Here is a 12,952-nt window from a genome sequence, read left to right on the forward strand (position 1 = left end):
GTACGCGAATCGTCCTAGAATTCGTTACTTTATTTTAGGACGACTCAAAAACAATCACCTGCTATTAATTAGCTGGTTTCTCCAATAACTTGAAGAACTGATCCAACTGCGGCAAGATGACAATTCTTGTTCTACGGTTAGCAGCGCGCCCCTCTACGGTATCATTAGAAACTACTGGCACATATTCACCCCTACCGGCAGCGGTCATACGTGCAGGCGGAATATTATATTGGTTCTGCAGGATACGTACTACTGAAGTAGCCCGCTTTACACTCAGATCCCAGTTGTCGAGCAGTACATTCGGACGGTAAGGAACATTGTCCGTATGGCCTTCCACCATAAATTCAATATCTGGCTGATTCAACAATACCTTAGCTACTTTTCCCAATACTTCCTTGGCTCTGTCGTTGATTTCGTAACTACCGCTTTTAAACAACAGTTTATCAGAGATATCAATATACACTACTCCTTTATCTACCTTGATATTAATATCCTGGTCGTTCAGGTTACCAATAGCGCCTTTCAGGTTCATTACCAATTGCATATTCAGGGAATCCTTGCGGGCGATCGCACTTTGCAGATCTTTAATATAAGCGTCTTTAGCGCCGATATTATCCAGTGATTTTTTAATGCTTTCCGCCTGTGAACTTGAAATAACAGATAGTTCTTTCAAGTGATCCAGCATCTGTGAATTGTTTGTTTTTAATTGTTCCTGCTGTTCCTGTAAACTGCTAACCCGCTCTTTATAAGAAGCTGCTGCACGGGCCGCATCTTCTTCGCAGTTTCTAAGCTTACCATAAGTGGTCCTGTACAGGCTGTCTAACTGTGCATTTCTAGCTTGTGACTCTTTTAATTTCCGGGGGGCAGAACAGGAGGCTAAAATAGCTGCTAAAGCTACTGGCAAGGTTAAGTGTACTAATTTCATACAGATGTTATAATTTAAAAATCTAATAAAAATTATATGTAAACTTTCAGGGATAAAAAATGGAAGTGATGGCTTTATAGCAAATAACAGGCCGAAGCGATGTCAACCTCATTTAAGATAAGCCAAGTACAGAAAAAACAGCGGCAAGGTACAGTGAAAAATCTATCTGTTAAACAGAAATATTGTTATTCATAAAAACATAAAAAAAAGTTAATATTTTCCAATAACTGAATAACTTGTCCGCTGTACCTGTTTTCAATTAATTGCTGAAATATTATGAGAAAAGGCATCTTTGGGTCAGCCGGCAGCCCTGCTACAGTGGGGTTACTATGGCGCAGGCGATTCAACTTCATTGTTCGCTGTCTGTAGTTGCTGTTTTACCAGCTGTAAAAGTTTCCGCTTAGTTACTACAACAATTCTACATTTTTAATATTCTGTATACGCCAACGCTTGCGTGGATAACGCAAGCGTTGGCGTAACGGCAGTGCCACCACACTAAGGCTTTTTCGTCTTATTACCAGGCTGTATTACCTGTTAGCGGAAATTAATTTCCGCTAACATTAATTGCCAGCTGCTAAATGATTTATTTCAAATATTCATCGAAATAATCTGTGATTTTCTGCATCAGGTGTACCCGGTCTTTACCCAATACATTATGCAAATGTCCGGGATATATAAAATAATCTACCTGTACTTCATTATCTACACAAGCTTTCAGGAAATCGACCGAGTGTTGCCAAACAACAACATCATCGTTAGTCCCATGGATCAGCATCAAATGCCCTTTCAAATTCTTTGTTTTGGTCAGCAGATTAGCGTTAGCATAGCCCTCAGGATTTTCCTGCGGAGTATCCATATAACGTTCTGTATACATTACCTCATACATACTCCAATCTATCACTGGCCCACCAGCCACTGCTACCTGGAATACGCCCGGATGGCGCAACATCAGGGAAGTGGTCATAAAACCACCAAAACTCCAGCCGTGTACGCCCATTTTATGCTGGTTAACGTAAGGCAGTGATCTCAAATAAGCTACCCCTTGTAACTGATCATTCATTTCCACAGTGCCCAACTGCCTGAAAGTAGCCTGTTCAAAGGCCATTCCACGGTTGTCGCTACCCCGGCCATCCATGGTAAAAACAACATAACCATGTTGAGCCATATACTCATACCAAAGGTTGCCGCTGTAAGGGAAAGTATTACGGATCAATTGTACGTTAGGTCCGTTATACAAATACACAATCACCGGGTATGTTTTGGTAGAATCAAAATTTACCGGCAAAATCAGTTTTCCATATAAGGGAGTGCCATCATCTGCTTTCAGTGTTACCTGTCTCACTTCAGGACGTTGGATCTCTTTCAAGGGGTCTGCTGCAGTGAGCAAGATTTGCTCCCATTTACCGGAAGTAGCGGCTACGCGGGCTACATAAGGCACATTGCCTGCACTCCAGGTATCCAGCAAGTAACTACCATCGCCATTCACTAACCCATCGTGCCAACCTGCTGCACTGTCTAGTTTTACCGGTAACGAAACTTTTTGTATAAAGTTAGACCTGTAAATATGTTTTTCCATCGGACTTTCTTTGGAAGCCGTATAAATCACTTCATTATTTCTTCCGTCTATACCCAACAGCTCATTTACTACCCAATTACCTGCAGTAATCTGGCGTTTAAGTACGCCGTCGGTACCATATAGATATAAGTGACGATAACCGGATCTCTCACTAAACCAGATAAACTGCTCCTGCTTACCAGGTACAAAAGTAAGTGGATGGGTAGGGTGCACATATTTAGCATCGGTTTCCTCAAACAATGTTTTTACCAGGTTTCCGGTAGCCGCATTGTATTGATTTAACCAAAGATGGTTTTGTTCCCGGTTAAGCAAGGCTACATAAACAGATTGCTGATCGGGCGCCCAGGTAACACAAGTCAGATAATGGTCTGCCGGGCCGCCGGTTTTCAGGAAAATAGTTTTTTGGGTAGATGGCTGATAAATGCCCAGTGTGACTTCATGGGATGTACCTCCAGCCATGGGATATTTGATATTATTGGCATGTGCAGGCGTTACAGACCAGTCGATGATCGGATAGTCCTTTACCATGCGCTGATCCATGCGGTAAAATGCGAGGAGATCACCCTGGGGGGAGAAGAATATGCCTTTATCGATCCCGAATTCTTCCCGGTGAACACTTTTACCATTTACGATATTTTCATCCGCATCGTTAGTAACAGCTTGTACTGCACCGGTAGTAGTACGTAAGAATAAATTATTTTTCTCGGTCCAGGCAATCTGGCCACTTTTCGGGTTCACGATCACATTTTCTGCTCCTGCCGGAAGCTCGCACCAGTTCGTAAACTGCATTACCCCGTTTTGCAGCTGTCCCTTGTAATATACATTACCGAGATTAAACCAGGCACTGTTAGTAGATGTCCAGTGAAAAAGGGGAAGCGCCCGTAAAGGACGGGAAGAAAATAATTGTTGATTGAGCGAGGTAAGCGTAAGGAGGGTATCCACTTTGCCAGATTGACCAGTAGGCTGCTTTATCCAGGCATAATTTCCATTCACAGCGATCACCTGACTGTATGCATTCGCACCTGGAATCCATTCAAATTGTTTCACACGATCGGGCGCCAGTTGCTGGCGCATTCCATTCGTTGCTTCCGCCATAGTATACCAACGCTGCTGTGTTTGCGCATACTGCACCCCATACGTCAGACAACCTGCCAAAAGCAATAGTAAAGCTTTCTTCATCTATTATTTTCTTTTAATAACGAAAATAAGCTTTTAGCGGTTCGCAACTTGCTTTTAACAAAGACAGTGATAAAAAATGAGTATTCAACAGCTGCAAATGGTCCTATTAACAGAGCTAATAGCTGGCTGCTAGCAAGTGTTGTTGTATCCATTCCCTTTCTTGTGGCAATAGATAATCTGCTCTTTTCTCTGTGATCCAGGCAAAAGTTTTCTTTACCTCAGCTTTTGCAGTCCGAAAACGGAACAGGAATTCCATCCCCAACATTAGGTCTGTAAATCCATTTTTTACGGTTTCTATCGTCATTCTGGCATTGCTACGGCGCTTGGAAAGCAATTCTGTAATACGGGCAGTAACCGCTTGAACAGCATTTTCGTCGGCATATTTATAAATAGCCTCCATGGCTTCGAATTTAAATTGTCCACGCAACAAACATCTGGTATAGAACATGGCTTCCTTCTCCTTTTCGATATCTGCTATGGTGGCAAAAGCCAGGCTTTTTACATCCTGCCGGGGATATTCCAGTAACCTACGCAAAGCAGGAATGCTTTTCCGGGTGCCAACCTTATTCAGTAATAAGGCGATATAATAAACGTCAAATTCATTGACAGTACGTTTCAGCAGCTGCAGCGCGTGATCTTCCACGACTGGGTTATGGGTACCTCGCAGGGTCAACAGGGCAGACCTACGGATATTATTATTAGCAGACAAGGTATTATTGAACAATGGCTCGAGGTTGATATAACCCGGTATGCCCAATCCTCGCTCCAGATCTTGTTGAATGGCAGTCACTATATCCTGGTCCTGTTCTGTTCTGAGCCGGTCTAATAAAAAGCGGATCACTTCCGGATCATTGGTATTACGGGAAAGTTGGGTAATAATAAAGCCGGCAGCACGTCTTCTTTCCTTATCAGGTTCCTGTTCTATGTATTGATACAGCAAAGGGATATAGGCATGGTTGGCCAGTTGTTCAGCTTCCCGAAGGGCTTGCCAGCTAATGGTCTGGCCATTATGCAATTGATCTGAACGGTCGCAAATCCGGTCTATGAGGTTAGTAAGATAGTTGAACATCGACAGTTATTTTGATTACCTAACCAGCATTTTCAATTATCATACCAACCTGAACAAGCCCCTAAAAGTAACGGTACCTGGCTTCAACAATTAACAGTTTTATGTTACATTTGCCGCGTATTTCTGGATAGGTTTTGATATTGAATAGAACGTAAAGCATGCACATATTACTCAAGAACGTAAAGATTTTAGCGCCTTCCTCTCCCCTGCACGGGCTGCAAAAAGACATTCTCATCCAAAACGGGATCATTCAGCAGATAGCCGATCAGCTGGACGATACCCGTGCCACAGTTATTTCCGGTAACAACCTGCATGTTTCTGCAGGATGGATGGATGTTTTCGCGCATTTCTGCGACCCTGGACAGGAGCATAAGGAAGATCTGTACAGCGGGATAAAGGCTGCTGCTACAGGAGGATATACTACCGTCATGGTAATTCCCAATACCTTGCCGGCCCTGCATACCAAGCCGCAAATCGAATATGTCCTGAGCAAATCACGCCATTCGGCTGCTACAGTTCTGCCAATTGGCGCCGTCACCAAAAATCTGGAAGGTGTTGGCCTTGCCGAAATGTATGAAATGAAACAGACAGGCGCCGTAGCCTTTTCAGACGGCATTAAGCCCCTGCAATCGCCAGGATTGATGTTGAAAGCCTTACAGTATATCAAAGCTTTCGATGGCACCCTCATACAATTACCAGACGATCAGAGTATTTCGGCGCACGGCCTTATGAACGAAGGCATTTACTCCACCCAGCTGGGCATGCCCGGCAAACCGGCACTGGCAGAAGAACTGATCGTTCAACGCGATCTCGAACTGGCCAGGTACACCGATTCCCGTATACATTTTACAGGTATCAGTACCCGTAAGTCGGTAGCAATGATTGCTGCCGCTAAAGCCGAAGGCATTAAAGTAACTTGTTCCGTAACGCCCTACCACTTATCTTTAACGGATGCTGCCCTTTACAACTACGATACCCTTCTGAAAGTAAATCCGCCCCTGCGCACGGCAGACGATGTGAAAGCCCTACAGGAGGCCGTATTACACGGAGTGGTTGATTGTTTTGCTACCCACCACCTTCCACAGGACTGGGATGCCAAACAGGTTGAATTTGAATATGCAAAAAATGGTATGGTTGGATTGGAAAGCGCCTTCGGCGTTATCCGCCAATATCTGCCGCAATTGCCACTGGAACAATTGATCCATATGCTTACAGAGGCGCCGCGTAAAATATTCGGACAAGCACAACCGGCCTTGCAAGAAGGCGCCATTGCCAACCTTACTGTATTTGATCCGGAAGCCAGTTGGCAATTTACCGTTGGCCATATCGCTTCCAGGTCCAAAAATTCAGCGTATATTGGAGAGCAACTGAAAGGAAAAGTATTTGCCACTGTGAATGGCCCTGTTTTTCATATTAATAAGTAAACCTATATGCAACAAAGCACTAACCCAGGCATTAAATGGGGAATAATAGGGGGTATCTTGCTGGTACTGCTCAATGTACTCACTTATGTAGCAGGACCGTCTGTCTTGTTTTCCTGGTGGAATAGCCTGCTGCAACTAACCGTTTTTATTGTAGTGGCTTTTTTAGCAGGAAAAGAAAAGAAGAAGGAACTGGGTGGATATATCAGTTTTAAAGATGCCTTGAAACCGGTATTTACCGCCTTCATTATAGGCACCGCAATCATTACAGTTTATCAATACATCCTCTATAAATTTATAGATCCCCAGCTGGTAGATGCCTTAAAGCAGAATCTCCTGGACTCTACAGCTAAATGGATGCACAAATTTAAAGCGCCTCAGGAGGAAATCGACAAGCAACTGGATGAACTCAGCAAAACCGACTTTAATGTAAGCTTTGCCAAGTCTTTCATGGATTTCCTTAAAGGAATTATTTTTTACTTTGTGATAGCTGCTATCGTTGCTGTAATTATCCGTAAAAAACCGTCCCAGGGGATCTAATAAATAATACTATTCTATTAAAATGAACATATCCGTAATCGTTCCTTTAAAAAACGAAGAAGAATCTTTGCCAGAGCTGATCTCATGGGTTGAGCGAGTGATGGACGAACACCATTTTACGTACGAAGTGTGGATGGTAGACGATGGCAGCACCGACGACTCCTGGCACGTGATCCAGCAACTGGCCGCTAAAAACCCCCATATCAAAGGCATTAAATTTCAACGCAACTATGGTAAGTCTGCCGCCCTCAACGAGGGCTTTGCCGCCGCACAAGGCGATGTGGTGATCACCATGGATGCAGATCTGCAGGATAGTCCGGATGAAATACCTGAACTGTACCGTATGATCGTGGAAGATGGCTACGACCTGGTAAGCGGCTGGAAAAAGAAACGGTACGATAATGCCATTACTAAAAACCTGCCTTCCAAACTATATAACTATACTACCACCCGCATGAGCGGCGTGAAGCTGCATGATATGAACTGCGGCCTCAAATCTTATCGCAAAAAAGTGGTAAAATCCATAGAAGTATACGGAGAAATGCACCGCTATATCCCCGTTATTGCTAAATGGAACGGCTTCCGCAATATCGGCGAAAAGGTAGTAGAACACCGCGCCCGTAAATACGGAGTGACCAAGTTCGGGCTGGAACGCTTTATCAACGGCTTCCTGGACCTGGCCACTATCATGTTTATCAGCAAATTCGGTAAACGTCCTATGCATCTGTTCGGCGCCCTGGGCGTACTCTCTTTCTTTATAGGTTTTGTGATTGCTGCTTACCTGGCCATCGCTAAAATCTTTTTCTATAAAGTAAATATGACAGACAGGCCGCTCTTTTACCTCGGATTGCTCTGCATGATCATCGGTTCCCAACTATTCCTCACCGGATTTATCGGTGAACTGGTGACCCGCAATGCCTCCGAAAGAAATCACTACCTGGTGGAAGAACGGATGAACCATGCCCAACCTGTTACGGATAATATCATACAAGCGCCGGTATTAAAAGACCGACTGCTTTAATCCCGTAATTCAGTATTCCTAATTTGCATCTATGTCTAACAAAAAGAAAATACTTATTTTAGGTACAGCCTACCCTTTCCGGGGTGGGCTGGCTGCTTATAACGAGCGACTAGCAGAAGAACTGCAACAAACAGACGACGTGGAAATATGGACATTTACCCTGCAGTATCCCAAATTCTTCTTTCCCGGTAAAAGCCAGTTTTCGAGCGACCCGCCACCTCAACACCTACGCATCCGCCGGCTAATTAATGCTGTAAATCCGCTGAACTGGCTGATCACAGGGCGCAAGATCCGGAAAATGAATCCGGATATCATTATTACTAAATACTGGTTACCCATTATGGGGCCTGCACTAGGTTCCTTACTACGGCTCGGAAAACGTAAACATACCAAAGTAATTGCGATACTGGATAACGTAGTACCCCATGAAAAACGGCCAGGAGATGTCGTATTTACCAAATATTTTCTGAAACCGGTAGATGCTTTCATTGCCATGAGCCAATCGGTGCTCAATGATCTGCGGGTATTTGAACCACATAAAAAAGCATCGCTCATCCCACATCCCATTTACGATAACTATGGTGCGCTAATCCCGAAAGAGATGGCCCGCACCCTGCTAAAACTCGCTCCCGGTAAGCGCTATATTCTTTTCTTCGGTTTTATCCGCCAGTATAAAGGTTTGGACTTATTATTGCAAGCCATGGCAGACGAACGCCTGAAAAAACTGGATGTACACGCCATCGTTGCGGGAGAATATTACGAAGATCCAGCTCCCTATCAGGAATTGTTAGCTCAACTGCAACTGGGAGAACGGGTGCTCATGCACACCGATTTTATTCCCAATGATGCCGTGAAAAACTATTTCTGCGCAGCAGATCTCGTAGTACAACCATATAAAAGCGCTACCCAAAGTGGCATTTCGCAGATCGCCTATCATTTTGAAAAACCTATGGTGGTTACCAATGTGGGCGGACTCGTAGAAATGGTGCCAGATGGCGTAGTGGGATTCCAGGCAACACCTGATCCTGCAGCTATTGCCGGGGCTATCGAAAAATATTTTGTAGAAAACCGGGAAGCTGATATGGTGGCAGCCCTACGCCAGGAAAAACAACAATATTCCTGGTCCAGACTAGTCGGAGAGATCAAGGAGCTAAGTAAATAGCCCTCCGCGTTTAGTGGTTGAAAACAACATAGCAGCCAGCATTTCAGGTGAATGCAGGAATACCGTAACCAAAACAACAATCAGGCTTTTAGCCTTTAGCCATAAAGGCTAAAAGCTAAAAGCAGACAGCTAATATGATTTACAGAAGCAAAGCACCTTTACGTATAGGCCTTGCCGGTGGAGGCACAGATGTAAGTCCTTACTCGGACCTTTTCGGCGGCGCCATTCTCAATGCCACTATCTCCCTGTATGCCCGTGCTTCCATAGAGCCGCTGCAGAACGGGCAGATCATCTTTGATTGCGCCGACAGGAGAGAAAACGCTACCTACGATGCCATTTATCCCATGCAACTGGATGGCAAAATGGATATCCTAAAGGGCGTGGTAAACCGCATCCAAAAAGATTACGGCCTCTTACCTGCAACTGGCTTTAAGCTCACCACCTTTGTAGACGCGCCTGCCGGATCTGGCCTGGGCACCTCTTCTACCCTGGTAGTAGCCGTACTGGGCGCTTTTGCCGAATGGCTGAAACTTCCCCTGGGAGAATACGACCTGGCACATCTTGCCTATTCTATAGAGCGGGAAGACCTTCAGCAGGCAGGAGGTAAACAAGATCAATATGCTGCTACCTTTGGCGGCGTTAACTTCATGGAATTCTACAAAGGGGATAAAGTGATTGTAAACCCCCTCCGTATTAAAGAAGTATACCTTCACGAATTGGAAAATAACCTGGTACTGTTCTACACATCTACCAGCCGGTTATCTTCTACCATCATTTCTGAACAACAAAAAAACGTAACAGAGAAAAAGGACGATTCGATCGAAGCGATGCATCACCTGAAAGAACAAGCCGTGATGATGAAAGAAGCACTGCTCCGTGGCACCATAGACAAAATCGGGGAAATATTGGACTACGGCTTTGAATATAAAAAGAAGATGGCAAAAGGCATCACCAACCCACAGCTGGATGAAATCTACGAAGCTGCACGTAAGGCCGGGGCCAGCGGAGGAAAGATTTCAGGAGCCGGCGGCGGCGGATTTATGATCTTTTATTGCCCTAAAAATACCCGTTTTGCTGTGGTAGATGCACTTGGTGGCTTTGGGGGAGATGTAAAACGCTATACCTTTACCAACAATGGTATCCAAACTTGGAGCATTTAGGTGATTATAAATCAAAAAATCTGCTGATGAAACAATATATTGTCAACAAGATCCGTGAAAGCATTGCCGTAAAGGAAGCGATCTGCCGGGATGAACCTTTACTGGACACCATAAAGGCGGTAGCAGCAACGATTACCCAAAGCTTACAAGCAGACCATAAGATTTTGTTTTGCGGTAACGGGGGAAGCGCTGCCGATGCCCAACACCTGGCCGCAGAGTTCTCCGGCCGTTTTTATAAAGACCGTAACCCGTTGTACGCAGAAGCTTTGCACTGCAATACTTCCTATCTCACTGCTGTAGGAAACGACTACGGATATGACCAGGTGTATGCCCGCATCCTTAAGGGAATAGGCCGGCCGGGAGATGTGCTGGTAGGCATTTCCACTTCCGGTAATTCTGCCAATATCCTGGAAGCCATCAAAGTAGCTAAAGAACAAGGCATGATCGTAGTAAGCATGACCGGCAACACTGGGGGTAAAATGAAAGCTGGCAGCGATTACCTGATCAATGTGCCATCCAACGATACGCCACGCATACAGGAGGCCCATATCCTGATAGGACATATCATCTGTGAAATAGTAGAAAATAACCTGTTCGGAGCATGAACCGTGAATGTATTGTACTTGCCGGTGGACTAGGCACCCGCCTCCGCAGTGTGGTAGCAGATAAGCCTAAATGCATGGCCCCCGTAGGCGATCGCCCTTTTTTATATTACCTGTTGCAATACCTGCACCAACAAGGCATTACCCACGCTGTACTCTCGCTCGGCTACCTTGCTGAGCAAGTGATCGATTGGTGCAATAATACCGCGTTGCCATTACGTGTATCCTTCAGCGTAGAAGCCGAACCATTAGGCACTGGCGGCGGCATACTACATGCACTGCATACCCTGGAAGGCAACGACTTGTTTATTGTAAATGGAGATACCTATTTCGAGGTAGACCTGCCTGCATTACAACAATTTCATATTACGCACCAGGCAGCATTATCACTGGCCCTTAAACCGATGAAACAGTTCGACCGCTATGGCAGTATACAATTGGATGCAGCACAGCGGATCAACGCTTTTCATGAAAAACAGTTTTGCGGGGAAGGCCTGATCAATGGAGGTATTTATTTCACCACCGCCAACTTTCTTCGCAGCCTGGCACTCCCGGAAATATTTTCCTTCGAGAAAGCTGTGCTGGAGCCGGGTGTAACTACTGGTAACTTCTACGGGTTTATCAGTGATACCTATTTTATTGATATCGGGATTCCCGAAGATTATACAGCCGCTCAACTATACCTGGGCGCAAAAAGCTAATATGCTTATGGATCTATTTCTCGACAGGGATGGGGTGATAAATGATGAGGTTCGCGATGGATACGTACTTCGCCCAGATATGTTCCACTTCAGCGAAGGAGTGCTAACGGCCATGCCTATATTAGCCAGGCACTTCAACCGTATTATCGTAGTAACAAACCAACGTTGCATTGGGCGGGGCCTGCTCACCACTGCCGGGCTCCATGAAATTCATGCACAAATGCTACGTACCATTACTGCACATGGTGGCCGGATAGATCAAATTTATTTCTGCCCTGATACCAACAATGATAGTCCTTGCCGTAAGCCAGCTATTGGCATGGGTTTACAAGCGCAACGGGATTTCCCGGATATACTTTTCCACCACGCTACGATGGTAGGCAATACCCTGGGCGACATGCAATTCGGCAAAAACCTGGGCATGCAAACGGTATTCATTCCGTCTACCCAACCAGAAACAGCGTTTCCACATCCACTTATAGATCATCGATACCAAAACCTGCTGCAGTTTGCACTGGCTATACAATAATTTTTTCCCAGAACCGTATAATAGATATGGCAAAAAAAATAATCCTGTCACTGCTCCTGATTACCACAACGCTACTGACTTATGCACAGCAACCTGATGCTGCAGACCTTAACCGGCTAAAACATTCCCAAGACAGCCTGCAACAGCTCAGCCAGGAAATATTTACCGGAAGAGGGGATGATAGCCGTAGCAAGGCAGTAGATAAGTTTATTCCAACCCTGGTAAGGGCGCTGAAAGTAAAATACTCCTTCCGCTTTCCGTTCGATTCCCTCAAAACCGTTTCCATACAATACCCGCAGGATAGCGCTTTCCGCATCTTTAGCTGGGCCCTGGAATATGAGAACGGTTTTTACCGTCATTACGGCGCCATACAAATGAATACCTCCGATGGACAATTAAAACTCTTTCCCCTGATAGACGCCTCTGATTACATGACCAATACAGATACCATTACGGATAATAAGTCCTGGTATGGCTGCCTTTATTATAATGTGATACACCGGCACTATTTTAATCAGGAATATTATACGCTCTTTGGCTGGGATGCCAATAACCCACGCAGCCAGAAGAAAATAATAGAAATGCTGACCTTTAAAAACGGTCAGCCGGTATTAGGTGGCACCCTATTCAGCTTTGCAGAAGACAGCATACCAACGCCGGTACGTAACCGCTTTATAATTGAATACAAAAAAGAAGGTACTGCTACCCTCAATTTCAATAAAGAACTGGGCATGATTGTGTTTGATCACCTGATCTCTGAAACCAATGAGCCAATGAAAAAATCCACCTATGTTTCTGACATGGATTACGAAGGTTTCAAATGGCAGGCAGGCAAATGGGTGCATGTGAACAAGATCTTTCATGATGCCATCCCATTAGGTCAGGGTGCTCCTGCCCCCCTCCCCTTGGATCAGAAGAAAAAAAGCATGACCCACCCAAAATCTGCAGAAGATTACCTAGAGAGCAACCCTAAAAAATGATCCCGGCCAAGCATTCTTGAAAAACGCGGGGATGATATTTCCAGAGAAATTTTCCTATCCCCGGATTCCGCAGGCCTGAAAACACCT

At 45.0% G+C, this 12,952-nt stretch carries 12 protein-coding genes; 9 read left to right on the forward strand and 3 right to left on the reverse strand.

Annotated elements, in window-relative coordinates; translation table 11 throughout:
• Positions 1 to 64: 64 nt before the first annotated feature.
• The 3 genes from ACDQ55_RS13415 to ACDQ55_RS13425 all read right to left on the reverse strand — a co-directional run bounded on the left by ACDQ55_RS13415 (position 65) and on the right by ACDQ55_RS13425 (position 4,749).
• On the reverse strand, positions 65 to 925 hold the full coding sequence (locus ACDQ55_RS13415; RefSeq protein ID WP_420981910.1) for an OmpA/MotB family protein: 861 nt from the start codon (positions 923 to 925) through the stop codon (positions 65 to 67).
• 583 nt (positions 926 to 1,508) lie between these two features.
• Positions 1,509 to 3,680 (reverse strand): DPP IV N-terminal domain-containing protein, encoded by a 2,172-nt coding sequence (locus ACDQ55_RS13420; protein ID WP_420981911.1) that lies wholly within the window; start codon positions 3,678 to 3,680, stop codon positions 1,509 to 1,511.
• A 115-nt stretch (positions 3,681 to 3,795) separates the two neighbouring features.
• Positions 3,796 to 4,749 carry a hypothetical protein gene (locus ACDQ55_RS13425; protein ID WP_420981912.1) on the reverse strand — a complete coding sequence of 318 codons (954 nt, stop codon included), beginning with the start codon at positions 4,747 to 4,749 and terminating at the stop codon, positions 3,796 to 3,798.
• 158 nt (positions 4,750 to 4,907) lie between these two features.
• Between ACDQ55_RS13425 and ACDQ55_RS13430 the strand changes: the two genes are divergently transcribed.
• The 9 genes from ACDQ55_RS13430 to ACDQ55_RS13470 all read left to right on the forward strand — a co-directional run bounded on the left by ACDQ55_RS13430 (position 4,908) and on the right by ACDQ55_RS13470 (position 12,865).
• Positions 4,908 to 6,173: a dihydroorotase gene (locus tag ACDQ55_RS13430; protein WP_420981913.1), complete on the forward strand. Its 1,266-nt coding sequence runs from the start codon at positions 4,908 to 4,910 to the stop codon at positions 6,171 to 6,173.
• A gap of 6 nt (positions 6,174 to 6,179) precedes the next feature.
• Positions 6,180 to 6,710 (forward strand): DUF4199 domain-containing protein, encoded by a 531-nt coding sequence (locus ACDQ55_RS13435; RefSeq protein ID WP_420981914.1) that lies wholly within the window; start codon positions 6,180 to 6,182, stop codon positions 6,708 to 6,710.
• A gap of 22 nt (positions 6,711 to 6,732) precedes the next feature.
• Positions 6,733 to 7,731, forward strand: coding sequence for a glycosyltransferase family 2 protein (locus ACDQ55_RS13440; protein ID WP_420981915.1), 999 nt, complete (start codon positions 6,733 to 6,735; stop codon positions 7,729 to 7,731).
• 31 nt (positions 7,732 to 7,762) lie between these two features.
• Positions 7,763 to 8,893 (forward strand): glycosyltransferase, encoded by a 1,131-nt coding sequence (locus ACDQ55_RS13445; protein WP_420981916.1) that lies wholly within the window; start codon positions 7,763 to 7,765, stop codon positions 8,891 to 8,893.
• A gap of 134 nt (positions 8,894 to 9,027) precedes the next feature.
• A complete protein-coding gene (locus ACDQ55_RS13450; protein ID WP_420981917.1) occupies positions 9,028 to 10,053 on the forward strand; it encodes a dehydrogenase in 1,026 nt (341 codons plus the stop codon).
• 26 nt (positions 10,054 to 10,079) lie between these two features.
• Positions 10,080 to 10,658 (forward strand): D-sedoheptulose-7-phosphate isomerase, encoded by a 579-nt coding sequence (locus ACDQ55_RS13455; RefSeq protein WP_420981918.1) that lies wholly within the window; start codon positions 10,080 to 10,082, stop codon positions 10,656 to 10,658.
• Positions 10,655 to 11,356: a nucleotidyltransferase family protein gene (locus tag ACDQ55_RS13460; RefSeq protein WP_420981919.1), complete on the forward strand. Its 702-nt coding sequence runs from the start codon at positions 10,655 to 10,657 to the stop codon at positions 11,354 to 11,356. The genes ACDQ55_RS13455 and ACDQ55_RS13460 overlap by 4 nt, the downstream gene beginning before the upstream one ends.
• A gap of 7 nt (positions 11,357 to 11,363) precedes the next feature.
• Complete coding sequence (locus ACDQ55_RS13465) at positions 11,364 to 11,885, forward strand: D-glycero-alpha-D-manno-heptose-1,7-bisphosphate 7-phosphatase (protein WP_420981920.1); 522 nt, start codon at positions 11,364 to 11,366, stop codon at positions 11,883 to 11,885.
• A 26-nt stretch (positions 11,886 to 11,911) separates the two neighbouring features.
• Positions 11,912 to 12,865 (forward strand): hypothetical protein, encoded by a 954-nt coding sequence (locus ACDQ55_RS13470; protein WP_420981921.1) that lies wholly within the window; start codon positions 11,912 to 11,914, stop codon positions 12,863 to 12,865.
• Positions 12,866 to 12,952 lie beyond the last annotated feature (87 nt).

Source organism: Chitinophaga sp. 30R24 (assembly GCF_049056765.1).
In the GTDB taxonomy this organism is placed as follows: Bacteria; Bacteroidota; Bacteroidia; order Chitinophagales; family Chitinophagaceae; genus Chitinophaga.

What these genes read in the sequence shown, in the direction of transcription:
- ACDQ55_RS13415 (WP_420981910.1), bottom strand. Translation starts at nt 925, where the DNA reads ATGAAATTAGTACACTTAACCTTGCCAGTAGCTTTAGCAGCTATTTTA.
- ACDQ55_RS13420 (WP_420981911.1), bottom strand. Translation starts at nt 3,680, where the DNA reads ATGAAGAAAGCTTTACTATTGCTTTTGGCAGGTTGTCTGACGTATGGG.
- ACDQ55_RS13425 (WP_420981912.1), bottom strand. Translation starts at nt 4,749, where the DNA reads ATGTTCAACTATCTTACTAACCTCATAGACCGGATTTGCGACCGTTCA.
- ACDQ55_RS13430 (WP_420981913.1), top strand. Translation starts at nt 4,908, where the DNA reads ATGCACATATTACTCAAGAACGTAAAGATTTTAGCGCCTTCCTCTCCC.
- ACDQ55_RS13435 (WP_420981914.1), top strand. Translation starts at nt 6,180, where the DNA reads ATGCAACAAAGCACTAACCCAGGCATTAAATGGGGAATAATAGGGGGT.
- ACDQ55_RS13440 (WP_420981915.1), top strand. Translation starts at nt 6,733, where the DNA reads ATGAACATATCCGTAATCGTTCCTTTAAAAAACGAAGAAGAATCTTTG.
- ACDQ55_RS13445 (WP_420981916.1), top strand. Translation starts at nt 7,763, where the DNA reads ATGTCTAACAAAAAGAAAATACTTATTTTAGGTACAGCCTACCCTTTC.
- ACDQ55_RS13450 (WP_420981917.1), top strand. Translation starts at nt 9,028, where the DNA reads ATGATTTACAGAAGCAAAGCACCTTTACGTATAGGCCTTGCCGGTGGA.
- ACDQ55_RS13455 (WP_420981918.1), top strand. Translation starts at nt 10,080, where the DNA reads ATGAAACAATATATTGTCAACAAGATCCGTGAAAGCATTGCCGTAAAG.
- ACDQ55_RS13460 (WP_420981919.1), top strand. Translation starts at nt 10,655, where the DNA reads ATGAACCGTGAATGTATTGTACTTGCCGGTGGACTAGGCACCCGCCTC.
- ACDQ55_RS13465 (WP_420981920.1), top strand. Translation starts at nt 11,364, where the DNA reads ATGGATCTATTTCTCGACAGGGATGGGGTGATAAATGATGAGGTTCGC.
- ACDQ55_RS13470 (WP_420981921.1), top strand. Translation starts at nt 11,912, where the DNA reads ATGGCAAAAAAAATAATCCTGTCACTGCTCCTGATTACCACAACGCTA.